Origin of the sequence: Flavobacterium azizsancarii (genome assembly GCF_027980145.1) — a bacterium.
Lineage (GTDB): Bacteria > Bacteroidota > Bacteroidia > Flavobacteriales > Flavobacteriaceae > Flavobacterium > Flavobacterium azizsancarii.
Map to the genome: position 1 here is coordinate 55867 of NZ_JAMZNK010000026.1, position 22566 is coordinate 78432.

Here is a 22566-nt window from a genome sequence, read left to right on the forward strand (position 1 = left end):
ATTGAGGTACAAAAATAAAAAAAGCTCCGTTAAACGGAGCCTCTTTTCGAATTAATATCATGTTAAAAATTCCATTTAATAGTAGAATCTTTAAAAACCCCATAAATATAATGTCCTTCTGTTAGCAGAATAAACAATAAATATAAAACTAGGAAAATAACTGGTGAAACAACTGACCATCTAAGGCTGCTTTTTTCACCTTCCATGTGCATAAATGCCCATACTATATAATATGCTTTGAATATTGTTAAGATATAAAATATCCAGTTCAACAAATTCAAACCTACAAAATGATTGAATTCAAGAAATCCAGGTTTAATAATACCCAAAATAACTTCTACTGTAGTTACTGCTGATAATAGAGCAAAAACAAACCAGATTCTTTTTGTATTTGATACGTATTCGTGATCGTGTGACATAATGATAAATCTTAAAAATTAAACTAAGTAGAAAACTGTAAATACAAATACCCAAACTAAATCGACAAAGTGCCAGTATAAACCAACTTTCTCTACCATTTCGTAGCTTCTTCTTTTTTCGTAAGTACCTAATAATACATTAAAGAAAATAATGATATTAATGATAATTCCTGAAATTACGTGAAATCCGTGGAATCCTGTAATAAAGAAAAAGAAATCAGCAAACAATTTACTTCCGTATTCGTTTCTTGTCAGGTTTGCACCTTCTACAACATATTTTGCTGTACTTAAACGAGCTTCAGATTCTTCCCTTGACAAAACTGTTTTTTTCTTTTCAGCTGTAAGATGCTCTGTTCTTATCAATAATTCAGGGTGTGCTTTAAAACCAGCCTGAATATCAGCTACTGAATATGTTGGCACTGTTTCAGCACTTTCCATAAACCATTTTCCTTTTGCTCTTGTAAGTTCTTCCGGTTGGTTTGGCAGTGTTACAGCAAAATCTGCAAGCGCTACTCTTTTACCATCCTTATCAACAAACTGCAATAAGCTTCCACCTACTGTTTCAACAGCTCCATATTCACCTTTAATGAAGTTTTTCCATTCCCATGCCTGAGAACCAACGAAAATCATACCTCCAATAATTGTTAAGAACATATAGATCGCAACCTTTGTTTTCTTTAATTGATGACCAGCATCAACAGCTAAAACCATTGTTACAGATGAGAAAATCAAAATAAAAGTCATTAAGGCTACATAATACATCGGAGCCGAAACACCGTGCATAAATGGGAAGTGAGTAAACACTTCATCAGCCAAAGGCCAGGTTTCGATAAATTTAAATCTAGAAAAACCATAAGCTGCCAGAAATCCAGAGAATGTCAGGGCATCTGATACGATAAAAAACCACATCATCATTTTACCATAACTTGCTCCTAATGGCTCATTGCCGCCTCCCCAAGTTTTTTCGTTGTTTGCAGTAGTAACTGTCGCTTCCATAAAAGATATTCGTTAAAAAGTTCCCAAATTTACGTTTTTTTCTTATTTAAAGAAATATAAAAATAAAAATAAATATACCCATAATAAATCCAAAAAGTGCCAATACATCGCACCTAGTTCTATACCAAGAGTTTGAGTCGAATTGTATTTTTGTTTAAAATGATTATAAATTATAATTAAAAGTGAAATCAACCCTCCAGCCAAGTGTAATAAGTGAGTTACGGTAACTACATAAAGAAAAGTTGTAGTAATTGAACTACCTTCTCCTGTAAAATAATAACCGCTTTTTACAATTTGTCCAAAACCTACAAACTGTAAAACGATAAACAAAACACCTAAAGCCAATGTTCCTAAAAGAAACGCTGTTGTTGCAGTTCTATTGTCTTTTTGAATGGCTTTTTTTGCCAGATAAAAAGTAACACTACAACCAATAATTACTGCTGTACTGTAATAAAAAGCAGTTGGTAATTCAAAATTCTTCAACCAATCGGCCCTGGATTTACTCACTACAAATGCGCTTGTAAGTCCGGCAAACATCATTGTCATGCTTACCATTGCAAATAACAAAATCAATTTAGCCGATTTTGCTTTTCTTAATTGCTCTTCACCTTGTGTCATTGTCATTGTCATTTCCATAACTATCTTAAAAATTTATCTACTATAAATACTATTTGCAGTAACGAAATATACGAAACACTTACCAGCATCAATGTTCTTGCTGCTTTTGCTGTTCGTAATTTGTACAAACGCACTGCATAAAACAACATCCACAATCCTAACAAAAACACAATAATCGCTGCAATTGGCGTAATAAACAATTGCCCTGTAAATCCTAAAGAAGGCAATAATGACGCTATGATAAGCCAAACCGTATATAAAATAATCTGCAAAGCAGTCTTTCTGTCTTTTTTTCCTGTTGGCAGCATAAAGATTCCTGCTTTTGCATAATCGTCATATAAAAACCAACCGATTGCCCAAAAATGAGGAAATTGCCAGAAAAACTGAATTAAAAAAAGTGTTCCCGCTTCGATACCAAATTCTCCTGTTGCCGCAACCCAACCTAACATAAACGGAATTGCTCCCGGAAAAGCTCCTACAAAAACTGACAACGAAGTTACTGTTTTTAAAGGTGTATAAATACTCGTGTATAAAAATATTGAAATCGCCGCAAACATTGCTGATTTAGCATTGATAGTATACAATAATGCAATACCTATAATAGTAAGCAAACTTGCTACTAACAAAGCTACTTTTGGAGACATTCGCCCTGAAGGAACGGGACGATTTTTAGTACGATCCATCAATAAATCGATATCTTTTTCGATTACCTGATTGAAGGCATTTGAAGCCCCTACCATACAATATCCACCAATCATCAAAACAGCCAAAACACTCCATTTAAAAGGATTTTCAGCATTTACACCTAACAAGTAACCAGCAATTGAAGAAAACAATACACTGATCGCTAAACCAGCCTTTGTAATCTCTTTGAAATCGTTGAATATTGATTTTAGTGAAAATGTATGTTTAGTAGCGTTCAATACGGTATTTGTTTGTATGTTTTTTTTGAGTGGTGCAAATGTACAAATTAGATTGTAGAATACTGACCTATAAAATTAGATTTTTTTCAATAAAACCTTTATAAATCGAGGTGTTGCAAATCTTTAACACTATTATTTCGAAAAATCTTATTAAAACAAGTACACAAAGACAGGAATATTCAATTGATTATCAAATCCAGGTTTATTACACTTTTTAGATACAAACGAGATTTACACTTAATATTGATTTGCAGTATTTTCTCCGTTTGCTATGGCTTTTGCAGCCGAAGTTCCGATGCGCTTAACGCCTAAACGAATTATCTCAACTGCGTCTTCATAAGAGCGAACTCCTCCTGCAGCTTTTACCGGTAATGGCGATGCATTTTCTAACATCATTATTATGGTTGGGATGGTAGCTCCGTTTGGTAAATCATTTTCGGTTTTATAAAAACCTGTCGATGATTTTACAAAAACAGAAGCATAATCTTCTTCTTTAAAATTTGAGATCACAACATTTTTTATTAATGCCGAAAGCTGGATAATTTCTTTATCAGTAAGAGCCGCTACTTCAATAATCCATTTTACCGTTTTATTGTTTGCGAGACCAATTTGGGTTACAATTAAAATTTCCTGCTTTACTAAAGCAATATCTCCGTTTTTGAAAGCTTCATAATTGCAAACAAAATCCAAATCGTCTGCACCATCTTCGATTGCTTTATTTGCTTCTTTGATTTTATTCTCTAAACTCGATTTGCCTTCCGGAAAATCTATTACGGTACCAACAAGCATGCCCGAATTTGCATTCGAAATCATTTCTTTAGCCAAAGCTACATGTTCCGGTCGGATCATGATTAGCTTAAAACTTTCAAGAATTGCTTCTTCGATTGCATTTTTGACTACAATATCATTTTCTGCTTCTGAAAGTCCGGCTTGCGAGGCAGTTTTTAAATAGGTCGAATCTAAATATTGTTTAACGTTCATGATTATATAGAATTGAAACAAAAATACATTTTAAATACATAAGAAAATACACTTTTCAAACCTTGATTTTCAGACAATAAAAAACCCACCGAAGTGGGTCATTATTTTTTTTATATTTTATCGATTTGCTTCTTAAAAGCTATTGCTGCAAAAACACCAAATAAAGCTCCAAGCGCATTTGCTAAAATATCCGTCACATCAGCAGCTCTTGTAGTTGTCAGCACACTTTGTAAAATTTCGATTGTAATTCCGAAAAAAACAGAAAATATAAACGAAATCAAATAGGCTTTATAATCATCAGGCGCTTTTCCTTTAAGTTCTTTTTTGAAAAACAAAATCCATGAAATTGTAAATCCAAAATGAAAACAAAAATGTACAATTTTATCTATGCTCGGAAAATTTACAGCAGGAATATTACTTGCATCTGTTAAACAAAAATAAGTAATAACACCTGAGCAAATCAGAGCCCAGAGTAATAATAATTGTTTAGGCACCGATAAGTTGTTTGTAAGCTTCATCAGATAACAAACCATCTATTTCTGATGCATCTGCAATTTTTATTTTGATCATCCATCCAGCTCCGTAAGGATCAGAATTTACTGTTTCAGGTGCACTTTCCAAGCTCTCATTAAAAGCAATAATTTCTCCTGTTAAAGGCAAAAATAAATCAGATACTGTTTTTACAGCTTCAACTGTTCCAAAAACTTCATCTTTATCAAGTGTCTGATCTAAAGTTTCTACTTCAACATACACGATATCTCCTAACTCTTTTTGTGCAAAATGAGTAATTCCTACAGTTGCAACATCTCCTTCGATGCTAACCCATTCGTGATCTTTTGTGTACTTTAAATTTGCTGGTATGCTCATAATACTATGTTTGTAAATTGATAATTTAATAATTAAGCCACAAATGTAACAATCTTCTAATGAAATCCTGTTTAGAAACTAAAAAAATTAATTTCCGAAATTATATCGAAGTGTAAATCCTGACCTGATGTTCGTTAAAGGAAATGATGTCGAAATTACAGCTTTAGAGAACGAATGATCGTAATAGAATATAGCCGTTAGGTTTTTACTAAACGAATAATCAGCAGTTAATTTTAATGCCCATATATTCTGACCCGCCGCCAGTTGATTGTTATCATAATCTAAATAACGTACGAGTGTTTCATTCTTTCTAAGAGAAAAGTCAGCTTTAATATTGATATCACTTTTTATAATTCCGGTTGGACTATCCGCCAGTCTTGATGAGAAAATAACATCCTTAAAACGATATCCCATACCTACTATATACTCCATGCCTTTTACTTCTGTCAATAGATTATTATCAAAACTCATTGATAATGCCCTGTCTTTTTTGATTTCTGTAAGTATTCTTAAAGAACCTTTTAATTCAAAATCTACACGGATAAGCGGACTAAACTGCTCTACCAAATTGACATTGGACATAATAGTCTTATTATAGAAATTGGTATTTACATCTTGACCGTTTGGTTTTTCAGTAAAATCAAAATTCGACCTAAATTGATTTATCGTATAAGATGCTCTGTAATTATGCTGCAATGAGAAACGCTTGAATTTATCCTTGAAAAATTTATAGCGCATCAGACCATTGTATTTTATACTCCAGTTTGGAATAGGAAAACTTTTAAAAATATCCGTCGAACTGCTTGAAGCATTTCCTCCTGAATAAGCTGCCAAAAATGCTGGCAATAAAACAGCCTGATTGCTTTTTGTAAATCCTATTGGATATCCTTGATTCGCTACATATACTTTATAATTAGGATCTGTTTCTGCCGGAATAGGATTATTTACATCTCCATATCTCGGAATATCCGCTCCTCCATAATGCTCTCCTGCCAGACGATCTGCAATAATCAAACGATTGTTTCTAAAATCATCAAATGCCGCTGACTCAGTTGCGCTGCTGGTAGAGAATGCCGTTTTGATTAAAACTGTCGAAATCGAGAACATTCCATAAGTATAAGGAGACAAAGGCAAATATTCTCCGTTTACAACACTAAACTGCTCTGATGAATTTTCAGAATACGCACGATCCATCGCTAAATCAATCTTTAAATCAGGCAATAAGTCAATATTTGCCGTAACTTTCAAAAGCTTGTTAGTTACCTGAGTAAAGCTTTGATTAAAATCCTGATAATCTGTCAACCATCCTCTTTTAGCCGCTTCGTAACGTACATCATCCTGACTTCCAAAAATAAATCCTAAAGTTGGTCTTGATGTTCCAAAGAAACCAACACTTGGCGTATAACCCGGTAAAACGGTTCCGCTATTTTTAGTATAATTAACCTGAATGTTTTTTACACTGGTTAAGATTCCAATCATACCATCATAAAACGGACTACTGCTTGTAACAGGTTTCGCTGTATTTACAATTTTTTCTCCTGGTTTAGGCGGCGCCGTTGGTTTAGGCTTGACTCCTGATTTTGCACCAGGTGTTAATCCTAAATATTTATACAGCGTATTCATACTAAAAGTTGTAGTCAGCGTATTCGAATTCGCATTCTGAATGGTATTTCCTAAATCGAACTGATTACCACTAGGGTCAACATACTCAGAGAATGCTGTTGATGAACGCTGCCAGCTATAATCTGCAGTATAAGAATACGATGCTTTTACGAATCCAAAAACAGGAATCTTATTGATTGGAATATCATAATTCAAAACCAATTGCTGTAAGTGTTGATTTGGCGTTCCTATATCTAAATAATCATCCCAGATATTAAAATCCTGCTTTGGCGAATTATCATCATTCAAAAAGTTTCGAACGATATTATTTGATGCTGCCGTGTAATTTAATTTTAATGATTTTGTCAAATTATAACCGAAACCATATTGATAATTAAATGCAAAATTTCTTCTGTATAAAGGATCCAGACCAATTCCCTGAACTTCAACTTCTCTAAATTGCTGACGGTTACTTTGTCTTAAAATATTAGTATTAAAAGAGATATTAGACGGTAAGTAATTAAAATTAAAATCACTCAACATCTTCCAATAATCACTTTTTTTCATGAATTTGGTCTGCTTAAAAGGAACTATTTCTTTTGGCTGAAAAGTATAGGCATAATTCACTGCTGTATTCGATTGTTCATCCAGATAACTTTCGACTTCATAATCATGTCGTTCTACCTGATTATACGATTGTGAAAACGTTAAATTTTCGACATCATACACGTGTGGTTTTTGCTCGGGCGCTCTGTCTTTTCTTACTCCGATAAAGTTAATACTTCTTCGTTTTGTATAATCAACAGCACGTGTTCTGATATTTTCTTTTTCTGCCGGATCTGTAGTTTCTCTTAATAACTGATCTAATTTGATATCCTGATTAAAAGGATCATATTCCGGTGTAATTACTTCTTCACCAATCGCATAATTAAAAGGTAAGTTGATTCCCCATTTTGGAGGTAATAATTTACCCAAATTAAGATTGGTCACAATATTATATTGCTGAATATCTTCACGATCTCTCTCGTTTGCGCCTTGCTCTAAAGACCCAAAACCAATTGTACTTTTTCTACCGGTAGCAGAAACTGTAGCAAAATCTGCCATATTGGTATCAATATTCAATATTGCCGCCATTCCGCCTTTATTCTCTAAATCTGCCAAACGAAGCTCATTGAACCAAACCTCTCCTTTAATGCTTTTGTGATCTGCCCTGCTTTTTACCCCAACCATTAGATTTCGAACTAAACCAAAATTAGGATTTCCTTTTATACCTAATCTTAATTTACTATCGCCATCGCCTCCGCCTATACTTAAATCATCGTCCGGATAATAGATTCCGTTAATGTCTCGCTTATTAGAGTTGATATCAATACTCATGGCTTTAATTTTCATTCTGGTCAATAATTCCAGAACCAAATCGATATTATTATCTTCCATCCAGACCTGATCAGGACTTATTGCACAAGACCCTCCTGTTCTCGTTACTTTTAATGGAATTTCGACCTGATAAAAGTTTTGTGTAAAGTCATTTCCAAAACGAATAAAACCAATCATTTCATCATCTTGCAAACTATTTTCGTTAGGCAAAGATTCTGCGTGCAGGTACATTTTTAATTTTTTGTACTGACGCATATCAACACTTACATTTTTAAAAACTGCTCTTGAATCCTGATACTGTAAACCTGCCCCACCAATACGCACTGCTAATGCTTGCTCATTTTGATTGATGATGGTATTGTTGTTGTACAATTGTTCTCTTTGAACTCCCGGAGGCATTACATAATTTACAGGACATTTTGTACTGTTTTCCTGAATATTAACCGCCGAAACATCAAACTCAGTACCATCGTCATCCGGATTTGTATCATTTGCATCCAACGTTCCTGTATACCTTCTCCACTCTCCTCGTACTAAATCCAGCGCTCCAAAACGAACTGTCATTTGGTTATTAAAACCGGTCATGAACATACGCATGAATCGAATCGATCTGAAATCTGTAATATTACCAATTGTATTTTGAGGTTGTGAAACCGGAATTTTAAACTGAATCCATCTGGCTGTTGTTGTTCCCCCATTAGGCAATTCGACATTACTTACCTCGCGGATATCTGTAATGAAATTTTGACCAACCTGCATTCCAGGTTTTACATCGATACTATATTCATAATAAGCATTGATTGTGCTCATTGTATTATCACGGTTAATATCTTCTACATCCGGCAAAGTTGTCGAACCACGATTAGGATCATCGATACTTACAGCTGAGTTGTTTTCTGTACCATTATAGTTTTTATAACGATCTAATACTCCTCCATCGGTATTTAAATAATAGATGTAATCATCTGCTGCAGGATCTTTTTCTCCGGCATAATTAGTATATACCGAACCTTCTTTTGAACTTGGCAAACCATCTAAACCAACATCTTGGTTTCTACGGTTTTCCGGGTTTGTATCAAAAGCATAAATCAGGGATTGCGATGCCGGAACATCTCCCCAAAGTGGTTGCGGATTTACCATTATCTGTCCTGGCCCTAATCCGTTTTCGTATTGTTTTCTTCCGTCTTTTAATACATCTTCAGAAATTTCACCTAAATTGAAATATATTTTTCCTGTATTACCCGTTGGTGCCTGCGAATTACCAACATAAGGATCTAAAACCCAAAACTGAATATATTCGACATTTCCCTGCTCAAAATTTGTTGAATTTAAAGCTCTCATGATTCCCCCAAAATTAGAATTTGCAGGGTTCGTACCAAAATTTGGATTATTATTATATGGTCCTCTATCAGATGGATAATAAGTTAAATCAAGTGTATTGATTACCTGAATTTGTCCTTGGGCAATATCTGTATTAGGATATAACTCTCTACTATAAATTCTTCTGGTTGTATTTAATGACAAATCATCATTTGAAATTCCGGATGGTTTCGAAGAATAAAATATTGGGTCAATAGTATACCAGGATAATTTTGCTCGTTTATAACCATACTCTAATGTATTTGAATTTGCATTAAAAGTATTGTCATTTATAGAATTCACAAATGGCGTAGAAGCTAAACTCCAAGCATAAGCAGAGCGCATATCGATTGTCGATTGTGATCCCTCGAAATCATCTACATATATGGTTGCTTCTCCTTCAAAATCACTTGCTTTTGGTGCATCAGGTCTTAAAAACGCTACTTCTCCTCGAATAGAAAGATTCGACGGAACATCTGTATCAATATTAGGTAACTTATTTACTAATCTGGTAAAAAATGGAACTTCTGTAGAGTAATTTCCATTAAAACCAAAGATTGTATTGTTTACTGATTCCTGTCCATAACTCGATTTTTGAGTAAATGGTTTTTCTGTCATTTTTAGATAAGTACCACCAATAACAAAATTATCAGAAATTTTATGTTCAATATTGAAACCCATAAATCTACGGGTTTGCTGACCAAAAATGGAGTTGTTTTCTAACGAAACTTCAATTGGTGTATTCGAAGCCTGAAGCGAAGGATCTAAAATCTGAACACGGCCTAATTGATAATCGACACTATAATCGATACCTTCTACCAATCTTCGTCCGGCAGCCATAACCACAACAGAACCCTGCGGCACATTGAACGCCCCAATTGGAATACCGTTGCTTCCTGATGATTTGTATTTACCTCTTAATAAGAATTTATTTTTATCACTATCCTGCAATGCTCCGGATTGCGTGTTGCGATACATGTTTCTAAAAACATATTTTTGCTGATTGGCATTGTATGAATTGGCGTCGTCATAGTTTTCGCCTGAACCTGTATTTTGTAATTTTTTAAATAAAAGCTCTCCAAAAGGTTCTTTGGTCGTAAAAATAATTCGGCCATTTTGAACATCTACCGTTATACCGGGAATATAATCAAAGAAACCATCTCCGCCAGTTTGCGGATCATTATTATAATTGAGTCGATCTAAATTGAACACATTTAATAATGGTGTCTGATCGACTTTATTGTCCGGCGTTGGGTTCGTGGGGAAGGTAGTTCCCTGAACGGGCGTAATATAATTTATTGGCGAAGGATCTGTATAAAGTATGTTTAATCTAAAGTCATCTTGTTTGATCTGATACGCCTGAGGAATTTGATAAACGTTTTTCATCATCAGGTTCCAAACCGGATTTTGAACATTTGTCAAATTACTTTTCAGCATTTTCAAAACTAAACTTTGTGTAATAATAGCCTGATTCGCATTATTATTTCCTGTAACCACGGTACCATCAACTCCATCACTACCAAATTCTCCTACCTGATACACTTTACCCCCAACGGTATACTCGAAAGCTACTGCCAGAATCTCATCATTTGCTAAACGCTGCTGCAACGAGATATATCCTAATTGTGCATTAAAAGTAAATTCGTTTGCCGTTAATTTTCTTGCATTCTCAAGTACGGAATAATCTGTGGCTTCGCTCGTATTAGGATTATTAAATCCTGATTTTGCAGTTACAATTTCTCTAATGTTTGAATTTAAGAAAGCTCCTGCCTGACCAATTGTAGCCGGATCGTATTTATTGTTCTTATTATCTGTTGGTGAATCGATAGGATTATTAAAAAAACCTGCAGTTGAACTAATAACTACAACCTGATTATCAGGAATACCTGTAACTTGTCCTTCACCTAAATCCTGAAGTGCAATAATGTTTCTAAGATTATTATTGTTTGTGCTTACTCTATTTTGTTTATTGGTTACCCAAACTTCTATTCTTGTTATCTGAACACGGCTATCAATAAATGGATATTTGGTTAACGAAGCATCGTATTTATTTCTAAAATATTGTGATAAGAAAAAGTGTCTGTCATTATCGTAGTCTAAAGCATACAAATCAAAGTTTTGAACTGTTCCTCCACCTTCTGCAACTATACTCTTGGTTTGCGACTTCTGTTCTGAGAAAACTCCGGTAACTGTTGTCTTACCAAACTGCAGTTGTGTCTTGACCCCAAACAAACTTTGAGCACCACGAATAAGCGTACTATTTAATGGCATGCTGACGTTACCAACTTCTACTTTTTGAATAATATCATCTTCTGAAGGGGTGTATGCCAGTTTAAATAAATTCTGAAAAGCAAATGTAGACTGGGTATCATAATTAGCATTTACCTCTAATCTGGTTCCTACTTTTCCCATAAGGCTCATACTGATTCGCTGATCAAAATCGAAGGTCATACTTGACCTGTTTCTTGGAGAGAAAGAAGGATTATCTTGTTTGGTATATCGAACACCCAAATCCATCTCTACTGATCCTGTGGGCTTTACATCGATTGTATTACTCCCGAAAATACTTTCAAAAAGACCTGAATTAATATAATATCGAGGTAATAAATCTTTTTTTGCGGCTTCGCTTCCTATTTTTTTACCATCGATAGCGTCTGATTTCTTTCTGAAGTAATCTCTTCTAGATTCTTTCAGGACTAAATCTTCGTATTCTTTAGGGGTTAATATAATAGGATAATTGATTGAGAAGCCATTAACAGAACTGGTATAAATATATCGATCTGTAATGGGATCATATCTGTAAGCAGAAAGTATACTTGGCGGATTGTCTATCTCTACTTTACCAACTGAGAATTGAGTCTTAGTTGTATCTTTAACTGTCGGATTTACTTGCGCACGCAAAACATTACCGCAAAATAAAAACAGTAAAAAAATACAAATTTTACGCATACAATTCTTGATATAAAATTGAGTTTATAGGCTTTTTAACGCTTTTTTGATGATTGTTTCAACAGTAGCTTCCGGATCTTCTTTTACTATTTTTTCTACTACTTTTTCTGAAGTTTTTCTAACAAAACCTAAAACTTCCAAAGCAGATAACGCTTCATCTCGATTTGTATTGTTTTGAACTACCGAAACTTCATCTAAATCGTACAACTTTAACACTTTTTCCTTCAAATCGAGTATAACTCTTTGTGCTGTTTTGTTTCCAATTCCTTTAATTGACTGTATAACACCAACATCTCCGGATGCAATCGCATTAATAATTTGTCTGGGTTCTATTGAAGATAACATTGTTCTGGCAATATTGGCTCCAATTCCTGAAACAGATAATAACATTCTGAATATTTCGCGTTCTGATTTCTCAGCAAAACCAAATAAAGTATGCGCATCTTCCTTGATTAGAAGATGCGTATACAGTTTTATATTTTCAGCATTAGGGATTAATGAAAAGGTATGTAAAGATATATTTACCTGATACCCAACTCCTCCACAGTCAATTATGACGTCTGTAGGATTTTTTTCAACTAATTTCCCTTGCAAATGTGCTATCATAGTATATTTTATAAAGGCCAAATATAACAAAAATGCAATAAAAATACGACATTATTATTTGCCTCTTAATGATTTATACTATTTCGCCAGTTTATTTTTTTTATTTTCTTTTGCCTGAGCGTCAATTACTGCAATTGCTGCCATATTAACCATTTCCTCAACACTTGCTCCTAATTGAAAAATGTGAACCGGTTTACCCATTCCCATCATAATTGGACCAATAGAATTTACTTTATACAACTCTTTCAATAGTTTATAAGTAATATTAGCTGAATCTAAATTAGGGAATATCAGGGTATTTACCTTTTTACCGGCTAATTTAGAGAAAGGAAATTTCTCTGCAAGCATTTCTTGATTTAAAGCAAAATCTGCCTGAATTTCTCCATCAACAATTAATTCCGGGTGATTTTTATGCAAGAAAGCAACTGCTTCTCTCACTTTTGACGCACTAGGACTTGTAGATGAACCAAAGTTCGAGAATGAAACCATTGCAATAACCGGCTCAACACCAAACATTTTTGCCGTTTTTGCTGTCATGATAGCAATATTTACAAGATCTTCGGCTGATGGATTGATATTAATTGCCGTATCTGACAAGAACATTGGTCCACGAGAAGTCATCATCATGTTTGCTGTTGCAACAAGTGAAGCTCCGGGAGCTTTCTCTATTAATTGTAACATTGGTTTTACAACCGTTGGGTAACTTCTTGTATGTCCTGTAACCAAAGCATCTGCTTCGCCTTCGTTGACCATCATTGCTGCGAAATAGTTTCTTTCGCGCATGTATTTTTGTGCATCAAGTAATGAAACTCCTCTGCGTTCTCTTGTGTCCCAATATGAAGCAGCAAATCTATTACGTCTTGCTTCTTCTTCGTTTGTTTTAGGATCAATAATTTCTAAATCAGCATCAAAACCTAATTCAGCTTTTAATTCTAAAATTACTTCTTTATTACCTAATAAAATTGGAAAACCAATTCCGTCTTCATGAACAATTTGTGCTGCTTTTAATACATTTAACTGATCTGCCTCAGCAAAAACGATTCTTTTAGGATCCATTTTTGCACGATTCGTAATCAAACGCACCATTTTATTATCGTTACCCATACGTTCGCGAAGTGCATCTTCATAAGCTGCCCAGTCTGTAATAGGATTTTTTGCAACACCAGATTCCATTGCTGCTCTTGCAACTGCCGGTGCTACTACTGTAATTAATCTTGGATCGAATGGTTTAGGGATAATATATTCTTGCCCAAAACCTAGTTTCATTGCTCCGTAAGCCACATTAACCTGCTCTGGAACCGGCTCTTTTGCCAAAATAGCCAAAGCTTTTACGGCAGCCATTTTCATCGCTTCGTTAATTTTTGTAGCACGTACGTCTAATGCTCCTCTAAAAATATATGGAAAACCAAGAACGTTATTTACCTGATTAGGAAAATCTGAACGCCCTGTAGCCATAATAACATCTTTACGAGTTTCTGTAGCTAAATTATAATCGATTTCCGGATTTGGATTTGCCATTGCAAAAACAATCGGGTTTTCTTTCATTGTCAATAACATTTCAGCAGACAAAATATCTCCTGATGATAATCCTATAAAAACATCTGCACCTTTTACGGCTTCGGCTAAATCAATTTTAGGACCATCTATAGCATATTTCAATTGTAGTTCTGATAATGAAGGATTGTCCTTTGTTAAAAGTCCTTTACTATTAAACATTAAAATATTCTTAACTTGTACGCCTAACAAAACATATAAATCAGTACAAGCTATTGCTGCAGATCCTGCACCTGAAACTACTACTTTTACATCTTCTGCTTTTTTTCCTGCTAATTCAAGCGCATTGATCAAAGCTGCCGAAGAAATTATTGCCGTACCATGCTGATCATCATGCATTACCGGGATATCTAATTCTTCTACCAATCTTCTTTCGATTTCGAAAGATTCCGGTGCTTTGATATCTTCTAAGTTAATTCCTCCAAAGGTTGGAGCAATATTTTTTACGGTCTGAATAAATTCTTCAATATCCTTAGTTCCAATTTCAATATCAAAAACATCGATATCAGAGAATATTTTAAACAATAAACCTTTTCCTTCCATTACTGGTTTAGAAGCTTCCGGGCCAATATCCCCAAGTCCTAAAACAGCTGTACCGTTTGAGATAACGGCAACTAAATTTCCTTTTGCTGTATATTTGTAAACGTCATCTACGTTTGCTGCAATTTCTAAACACGGTTCTGCAACTCCTGGCGAATAAGCCAAAGATAAGTCTCTTTGGGTTGCATATTTTTTTGTTGGAACTACCTGAATTTTTCCTGGAGTTGGTTCTGAATGGTACAGTAACGCTTCTCTTCTTTTACTCTCTTTGTTCATTTATTTTAGCTTTTATTCTAGCTTACAAAGATATAAGTCTTGGTTTAAATTGGGGTATTTTTATTATTTTCTTTTGTCAAAATAGCATTTATTACCCCCAAAAAAAATAGTCCGCTATTATTTGGACTATTTTATCAAGCTTATTTTATTAATTTCTTTTATTGTGAAATATAAGAGTTTAAATGATTTATTGTGTCTTTTTGAATTTCTATAATCGCTTTTACAACATCGCTTATAGAAATTATTCCTACTACAATTCCGTCCTCCAGAACCGGTAGATGTCTGATTCTTTTGGTACTCATGAGCTCCATACAATCCTCGATATTGTTTGAAAGGTTTACCGAAAAAACATTGCTTTCCATAATTTCATGAACAAAAGTTTCTTTTGAAGATTTGTCTTTTAAAACAATTTTTCGGGCATAATCCCTTTCAGATAATATTCCTTTTAAATCGCTATTATCAATAACAAGAATAGCTCCTATGTTTTTCTCTCCCATTACTTTTAAGGCTTCATAAACCGTTGTTGTTGAAAGAACCGAATAAACATTTTTTCCTTTTGCGTTTAGTATTTGATTTACAGTCATATCTGAAAAAATTTAGATCTATAAAGTTAGAAAAAAATGAATACACACCACAACGAAATCGATTTTTTAAAACTTAATCAATTCATTTTAAACATAATAAACAATATTTTACATTTCAGAAATATTACCTCAAAAAAATGAATGAATTTTATGATGTTATTACGAAAAATGCAGGGTTTTGATTGTCAGAAGATTTATTCTAAATAATGAGGGTTTTGTGAAAACCATAATGATATTGAATAAAGTTCCAGCGGAGTAATAAATAATTAAATATACCACCCCGATGGGGTTCAATTTTGTGTTTTTTTCATTTTTCTATAAATATGTCGTCCCGATGGGACTTATATATTTGGTTTAGAACGACGTTAATGCTCCAGAGGAGCAATATATTTATAACAAATCATAACGATGCAAAATAAAGCTCCAGGGGAGCGATATATATAATCAATAAAATATGCCACCCCAATGGGGTTCAATTTTGTATTTTTTTTTATTTTTTCTAGAAATATGTCGTCCCGATGGGACTTATATATTTGGTTTAGAACGACGTTAATGCTCCAGAGGAGCGACATATATAATCAATTAAATATGCCACTCCAATGGGGTTCAATTTTGTATTTTTTTTATTTTTCTATAAATATGTCGTCCCGATGGGACTTTTTTTAATTTCAAAAAATAAATTATTGATAGGATTTTCACAAAAAAATCATCAACATATTATAGTATGTGAGAAATAATAAATAAAAGACAGTAATTGCATGAATTAAAAATACAATACAATCAAACTAAAAATACACGATCATGGAAACAACCGAAACTACAAAATTAGAGAACCTCAGAAAATTACTTGCCCCGTATTTCAATACTGCAAAATCGGATGAAAATCAATCAGAAGCTCCGAAAGCACAAACTCATTATTATGAGCTTGGTTGCGTGATTACAAATCTCCTAAAAATGTGTGTTTTGGCATTAGATCATGAGGAACATAAAATTTCGGAAACAAATAAAACTCCTATAAATGTTTCGCTTATTTTAGAAACCGTGCTGGAAATGTTTCCTTTGGATGAATTTGAATTGTTAGATGAAATTAATCAGATCGTTGTTGGGGATAATTAAAATATTGGGGTGTTTTTGTAAACTGGACTAAAGTCCAGCCCTACAATATAAATCGAGCCGATGGCTCTTTATGAGTGGTGTTTTATAAAGCAAACCTGAAATATACTTTGTTATTTTGGAACTTTCTGGATTGTGTTTTATAAAACAAGCCTAAAATACAGCATAAGTTCCAGAGGAACAAAATATATTGTAGAGCTGGACTTTAGTCCAGCCGAAATATAAATCAAACCGATGGATATTTATGAGTGGTGTTTTATAAAACAAGCCTAAAATACAACACAAGTTCCGGAGGAACAAAATATATTGTAGAGCTGGACTTTAGTCCAGCAGAAATATAAATCAAACCGATGGATATTTATGAATATCCAGCCAAAATATAGGATTGCAATACGAAAATTACAAATTGGTAATCACAAACTCACTTCTTCTGTTTTGCTGATGTTCTTCTTCTGAACATTTTACGCCATCAGAACATTGATTTACAAGTTGTGATTCTCCGTAGCCTTTCGATGTTAATCTATTAGGATTAATTCCTTTGTCTACTAACCATTTCATTGTTGCCTTTGCTCTTTTATCAGATAAAATCTGATTGTATTTTGCTGTTTGTCGGCTATCCGTATGCGAACGAATATCGAGTTTTAGGTCTGGATATTGTTTTAATATTTCGATGATTTTCTCTAATTGAAAAACTGATTCTTTCTTTATAACAGCTTTATCCAAATCGAAATAAATAATAGGAATATCGAGTGTTTTTGCCAAATCTGTTCCTACCGTTATTGTTTTAAATCTTTTTTCTAACTGAATTGGTAAGGTTGTTTTTCCGGATAATTTTTTAATTGTTATTGGACTTTCTTTACTTTCATAATCAGTCTTTGATGTTCTGACAAAATAATTTTTACCACAATTTACATTAGCAAAAACATAATTTCCTTTTTCGTCCGAAACAACTTCTGCTACAGGATTAAAACTTTCATCTAACAAAGTTACTCTAGTATCTGAAAGAATTGCGTTTGTTTCAACATCTGTAATTGTTCCCGTTAATTCTTGTTCGCAACTAAGTTTTCTTTTTTCGGTAAAACGGTAAATATCATCAAGTCCTAATCCGTTATCTCTGTTTGAAGAGAAAAAACCATTTCTTTTTTTACTGTCAATTATAAAAGCAAAATCGTCTTGTTTACTATTTATGGGTTCACCAACATTTTGTATTTGTTCGAAAGAACCGTCATTATTTATTTTAGAAACAAAAATATCAAGTCCGCCTAATCCTGGTCTTCCGTCAGTGGCAAAATAAAGTTCGTTATCGCCGGAAATAAAAGGAAACGTTTCTCTTCCTTCGGTATTTATTGTTGCGCCTAAATTTTCGGGTTTCCCAAAGGTTCCGTCCTCATTTATTTTTACTTTAAACAAATCTGATTGTCCTAACGTTCCCGGCATATCTGATGCAAAATACAATGTTTTTTCATCGACGCTTAATGTAGGATGTGCCACACTATACTGATCACTACTGAACGGAAGTTCTTCAATGTTTTTCCATTCGCCATTAACCAAATTAGCTTTATATAATTTTAATAAAGTAACTTTATTTTTGTCTCTTCCTCTTTTTCCGCCTAAAAAGTTGTTTCGGGTAAAATACATGGTTCGCCCATCTTTTGTAAAAACAGGTGTTGACTCATTGAATTTTGTATTTACTTTTTTCTGAAAACGCTGTGGAATTCCAATACTTCCATCAGAAGCTAATTCGGCTGTATATAAGTTAGTAAAAGACCTATTTGTCCATTTAAAGTTTTTCTTTACGATTCCGCCTGTATCACGTGCAGAAGTAAATACTAATTTATTATCATAAATAGTGCTTCCGTAATCAGAAAGTTTCGAATTAATTCCTGCATCGGCAATTTCGAATCTTCCGGAATTAGATTTTATTTCTTCTAAATAATTTTTATTGGCTTCAAATAAAACTCCTCTTTTATCAGTGGTTATTTTTTGATTGAATTTTTCTAAAATCGTATCTGCTTTAGCATAATTTCCGTCAGATTTTAAACATTGTGCATATCTATATAAATATTCAGGATCTTGCTGCTCATTGGTGGCAAACAATTCGTTGTACCATTTTAAGGCTTTTAGCAATTCGCCATTAAAATAATAGGAATTACCAAGACGCTGAAACATCTTTTCATCTTTATATCCTTTATTTGCAACACTTTCGTAAACTTTTATTGCATCTACATAAGCGTATTTCTCGTATTGATCATTGGCATACTTTATACCACTTGTTTGTGCTATTATATTAAGGAAAAAGAGTAAAAATAAAGCGGTATAATTCAGGTTTTTGATTTTCATGTATCATTTTTTAGAAGAATCTTGGAGATGTAATTCTGTTATAATTATTAAAAAATTCAAAACGCAGGAAAATTTCATGCGATCCGGAATTGTATTTTCTTAATTTGGTTGTTTCATGATCATAACCATACCCTATATATAAACCATCTGATACCTGAAAACCTGCCAGCGCACTTACCGATGCACTCCAACGGTAGGCAAGTCCTAATACAAATTTATCATTGAACATAAAATTACCCGAAAGATCGACTTGTAAAGGAGCTCCTTGTACCATTTTTGTCAATACAGCCGGTTTGAATTTGACGTAATAATCGATATCAAAAACATAACCTGCCATGAAATAGTAGTTTATTTTATCTTTGAAAATAGCATTATCATTATTACTGTATCTGTTTGTTTCGATAAAATTAGGAATAGACAATCCTACATAAGCTTTATCTGAATGCCAGTAAACACCTGCCCCGATGTTGGGTGAAATTTTATTTCTTAAATCTTGAAATTGGGGATCGCCCTGATCTTCAAAAGTTAATTTATTTACATCTAGATTAAAAAGATTCGCTGTTGCTTTTATTCCGAAGGAAAGTTTAAAGGTCTCAGAAGTTGGAACAGTATATGATAAATCCGTAGATAACGTATTTTCGTTTGTTGGCCCAATTTTATCATTTACTAAAGATACTCCAAGTCCTAAATCGCTATTGTTTAAAGGTGTATTTACCGAGAACGTACTGGTTTCCGGCGCACCATCAAGTCCAACCCATTGTGTACGATATAACCCAAAAACACTTAATGCACCACGTGAACCCGCATAAGCCGGATTGATCGTAATGGTATTGTACATATATTGTGTGTATTGAGAATCTTGCTGCGCTGAACACACAACGGTAAAAAACATGAAAATTAAAACTATCTTTTTCATTTAAAAGGGCTTTTAAAAAGCGGCTTAGCCAATAACTAAGCCGCTTGTATTTTTTTTATTTGTTGATATATAAATAACCTGAAAGCTGGTGCGAGCCTGAACTGCTGTCTTTGTATTTTAGAATATAGAAATAAGTTCCTTCTGGCAATCCTTCAGACTGTTTTACAGTTGTACGTCCTTGAGAGTAACCTACAAAAGCACGGTCTTCGTTGTTGTAATTGTCTACATCGTAAACTAAAATACCCCAACGGTTGTAAATTTCTACCGTATTATCAGGATAACATTCTAATCCCTGGATATAGAATCTCTTATTCTTTTCGTCTCCGTTTGGAGAGAATGCATTAAAGACTTTTATCACACAACCATGTAAGTCTAAGACCGTAGGTTTATCTCCTGTATTACTGCCATCATCTGACAAATCATCTACAACAACTCCTTTATTGCTTCGTGCCTGAACACTTGCCTGATTGCTTACGCTACCTTTATTAATATCATTTTGCGTAATCTTGTAAGTAGCTGTAAAGTTGTATTCATCTGATTCGTTTACACCTAAATTTATTGCTAGTCCTGAAACTACAACACCTGGTAAAGGATCTGAAATCATAACTCCCGTCAATGAAACATTTCCTGTGTTTGTTACTTTAAATTTATATGTAATTGTCTCACCTGCATTTGCAACTCCGTTATTGTTTTCATCATTAAACACTGCTGTTTTGATAATCGCAATGGCAGGGAATTCTACAAAAACACTTAACGTTGCCATTCCACAATTAGTTGGATTTGCTTTTTCACAAACCTGGTAGGTTAATGTGTAATTTCCTCCCGGAGTATTTGGTTTCACATTTACAGTTCCGTCCTGATTTAATTCGAAGTAAGCACTTTGCGACATACTTAAATTCACATCTGCAGGATTTATTGGTAAACCTTTTAATAAATCATTGTCTAAAACATTGATAAACTCAAGTGAACCATTTATTCCGTCAACATTTACTAATCCATCATTATTAACGATAAGCTGTATCAATGGCGTGATTGGCGGAGTATTTATTACCGAAATCTTCGCAACTGCCTGACTACAATTAGATGGATTTAAGACTTCACAAATCTGATACGTCAATTCATAATTTCCAGTTGGCGTTCCAGACTTTATTTCGATTGTTCCGTCTGCCTTTAAAGTTAAGTTAGGATTCGAAACAACAGTAGTCAAAATAACATCTGCAAGATTAATTACTGATCCGTTTATACTATCATTATCAAATATACTTGTTGTTGAACTGTGTCCTTTATTAGTATCTACAGTTCCTGCATTATCATTATTCGCCTGTAAAACTGCTCCCGTTACAGGAACATAACTTTTTACAGTAACACAATTTGCAGGATTTAAATATTCACAAATAGTATATTCAATCTCATAGTTTCCTATTGGAGTTCCTGGTTTTACTGTTACCGTTCCGTCCGGATTTAAAGTTAATCCTGTTGGAACTTTTACAACTGTCAGAACTATTCCTCCATTACTATTTTTAATAACAGCTGAATTTCCGTTTAATGTAACATTATTTATTAATGGTAATGTTGTTCCTCCAATGCTTCCGTTAATAGGAAGAGTGCTCTCTGTTAGAGCTTTGATTGCACCTTTGCCTACTACAACAGTAACTGTTGCATTGGCACAATTAGCAGGAGTGGCTCCTTTTTCACAGATTTCGTAAGTAATACTGTAACTGCCTGATAAAGTATTTGGCTCAAGAGTCAATACTCCGTTGGCATCTATTGTTAATGGACCTTCACTTATTGGTGTAACATCGGTATTGCCAGCCGTAACGGCAACTCCGTTTAGAGTGTCATTATCGGTTACGTTTCCAACTGTGCTTGCCACTGTTGTACCCGGAACTTGCACTGGGTAACTGTTATCGGCATTGGCAACTAAACTGCCTTTTACAACAACGGTAGCTGTTGCTGTTTTGCAATTTGCAGGAGTGGCTCCTTTTTCACAGATTTCGTAAGTAATACTGTAACTGCCTGATAAAGTATTTGGCTCAAGAGTCAATACTCCGTCGGCATCTATTGTTAATGGACCTTCACTTATTGGTGTAACATCGGTATTGCCAGCCGTAACGGCAACTCCGTTTAGAGTGTCATTATCGGTTACGTTTCCAACTGTGCTTGCCACTGTTGTACCCGGAACTTGCACTGGGTAACTGTTATCGGCATTGGCACATAAGATAGAATTAATCTTGAAACCAAAATCTTCGGAAATACATCCGTTTGCTGAGGCAGAAATCGTATAACTCCCTATAGGTGCCGTAATCATACCCGCATTATTTATAACTCCTACGGAAGGAATTATAATATAAGTATAACTTGGATTATAATTTGTAATCGTAAAACTTCCGGTAGCAACTGTACAGGTTGGATGTGTTATGATTCCAACTGTTGGTGCAGATGGTGTCGCAGGTTGTGCATTGAACACAACATTACCTGATGCAGCAGAAATACAGCCTACAGCATTTGTTACTGTAAAGGTATATGTAGTTCCTGCCGTTAATCCT

15 protein-coding genes are annotated in these 22566 nt (G+C 34.1%); 1 reads left to right on the forward strand and 14 read right to left on the reverse strand.

Features of this window, described 5'->3' with window-relative positions:
* Nucleotides 1-62 precede the first annotated feature (62 nt).
* The 11 genes from NJT12_RS15385 to NJT12_RS15435 form a co-directional block, all read right to left on the reverse strand.
* A complete protein-coding gene (locus NJT12_RS15385; RefSeq protein ID WP_271336803.1) occupies nucleotides 63-419 on the reverse strand; it encodes a cytochrome C oxidase subunit IV family protein in 357 nt (118 codons plus the stop codon).
* Between the two features lie 18 nt (nucleotides 420-437).
* The gene (locus NJT12_RS15390) at nucleotides 438-1415 is read right to left on the reverse strand and encodes a cytochrome c oxidase subunit 3 (RefSeq protein WP_271336804.1); all 978 of its coding nucleotides are present in this window, start codon (nucleotides 1413-1415) and stop codon (nucleotides 438-440) included.
* Nucleotides 1416-1457: 42 nt separating this feature from the next.
* The gene (locus NJT12_RS15395) at nucleotides 1458-2045 is read right to left on the reverse strand and encodes a cytochrome c oxidase subunit 3 (protein WP_271336817.1); all 588 of its coding nucleotides are present in this window, start codon (nucleotides 2043-2045) and stop codon (nucleotides 1458-1460) included.
* 8 nt (nucleotides 2046-2053) lie between these two features.
* Nucleotides 2054-2956 (reverse strand): heme o synthase, encoded by a 903-nt coding sequence (cyoE, locus tag NJT12_RS15400; protein ID WP_271336805.1) that lies wholly within the window; start codon nucleotides 2954-2956, stop codon nucleotides 2054-2056.
* A 237-nt stretch (nucleotides 2957-3193) separates the two neighbouring features.
* Nucleotides 3194-3937, reverse strand: a complete 744-nt coding sequence (gene deoC, locus NJT12_RS15405) for a deoxyribose-phosphate aldolase (protein ID WP_271336806.1) — start codon at nucleotides 3935-3937, stop codon at nucleotides 3194-3196.
* A gap of 110 nt (nucleotides 3938-4047) precedes the next feature.
* Nucleotides 4048-4431 carry a VanZ family protein gene (locus NJT12_RS15410; protein WP_271336807.1) on the reverse strand — a complete coding sequence of 128 codons (384 nt, stop codon included), beginning with the start codon at nucleotides 4429-4431 and terminating at the stop codon, nucleotides 4048-4050.
* Nucleotides 4424-4804 (reverse strand): glycine cleavage system protein GcvH, encoded by a 381-nt coding sequence (gcvH, locus tag NJT12_RS15415; RefSeq protein ID WP_271336808.1) that lies wholly within the window; start codon nucleotides 4802-4804, stop codon nucleotides 4424-4426. Before gcvH ends, NJT12_RS15410 begins: the two co-directional genes overlap by 8 nt.
* Nucleotides 4805-4891: 87 nt before the next feature.
* A complete protein-coding gene (gene sov / locus NJT12_RS15420; RefSeq protein WP_271336809.1) occupies nucleotides 4892-12091 on the reverse strand; it encodes a T9SS outer membrane translocon Sov/SprA in 7200 nt (2399 codons plus the stop codon).
* Between the two features lie 24 nt (nucleotides 12092-12115).
* The gene (gene ruvA, locus NJT12_RS15425) at nucleotides 12116-12697 is read right to left on the reverse strand and encodes a Holliday junction branch migration protein RuvA (RefSeq protein WP_271336810.1); all 582 of its coding nucleotides are present in this window, start codon (nucleotides 12695-12697) and stop codon (nucleotides 12116-12118) included.
* Nucleotides 12698-12775: 78 nt separating this feature from the next.
* Nucleotides 12776-15067: an NADP-dependent malic enzyme gene (locus NJT12_RS15430; RefSeq protein WP_271336811.1), complete on the reverse strand. Its 2292-nt coding sequence runs from the start codon at nucleotides 15065-15067 to the stop codon at nucleotides 12776-12778.
* 158 nt (nucleotides 15068-15225) lie between these two features.
* Entirely contained in the window at nucleotides 15226-15651 is a 426-nt protein-coding gene (locus NJT12_RS15435) for a CBS domain-containing protein (protein ID WP_271336812.1), read from the reverse strand.
* A gap of 801 nt (nucleotides 15652-16452) precedes the next feature.
* On the opposite strand from NJT12_RS15435, the gene NJT12_RS15440 reads away from it, so the two are divergent.
* Entirely contained in the window at nucleotides 16453-16767 is a 315-nt protein-coding gene (locus tag NJT12_RS15440; protein ID WP_271336813.1) for a hypothetical protein, read from the forward strand.
* Nucleotides 16768-17163: 396 nt separating this feature from the next.
* Here NJT12_RS15440 and NJT12_RS15445 read toward each other — a convergent pair whose 3' ends face one another.
* The 3 genes from NJT12_RS15445 to NJT12_RS15455 all read right to left on the reverse strand — a co-directional run.
* Nucleotides 17164-19104, reverse strand: a complete 1941-nt coding sequence (locus tag NJT12_RS15445; protein ID WP_271336814.1) for an OmpA family protein — start codon at nucleotides 19102-19104, stop codon at nucleotides 17164-17166.
* 10 nt (nucleotides 19105-19114) lie between these two features.
* A complete protein-coding gene (locus NJT12_RS15450) occupies nucleotides 19115-20020 on the reverse strand; it encodes a PorP/SprF family type IX secretion system membrane protein (protein ID WP_271336815.1) in 906 nt (301 codons plus the stop codon).
* A gap of 55 nt (nucleotides 20021-20075) precedes the next feature.
* Nucleotides 20076-22566: T9SS type B sorting domain-containing protein (locus NJT12_RS15455; RefSeq protein ID WP_271336816.1), on the reverse strand; the 2491-nt coding region annotated here is incomplete at its 5' end.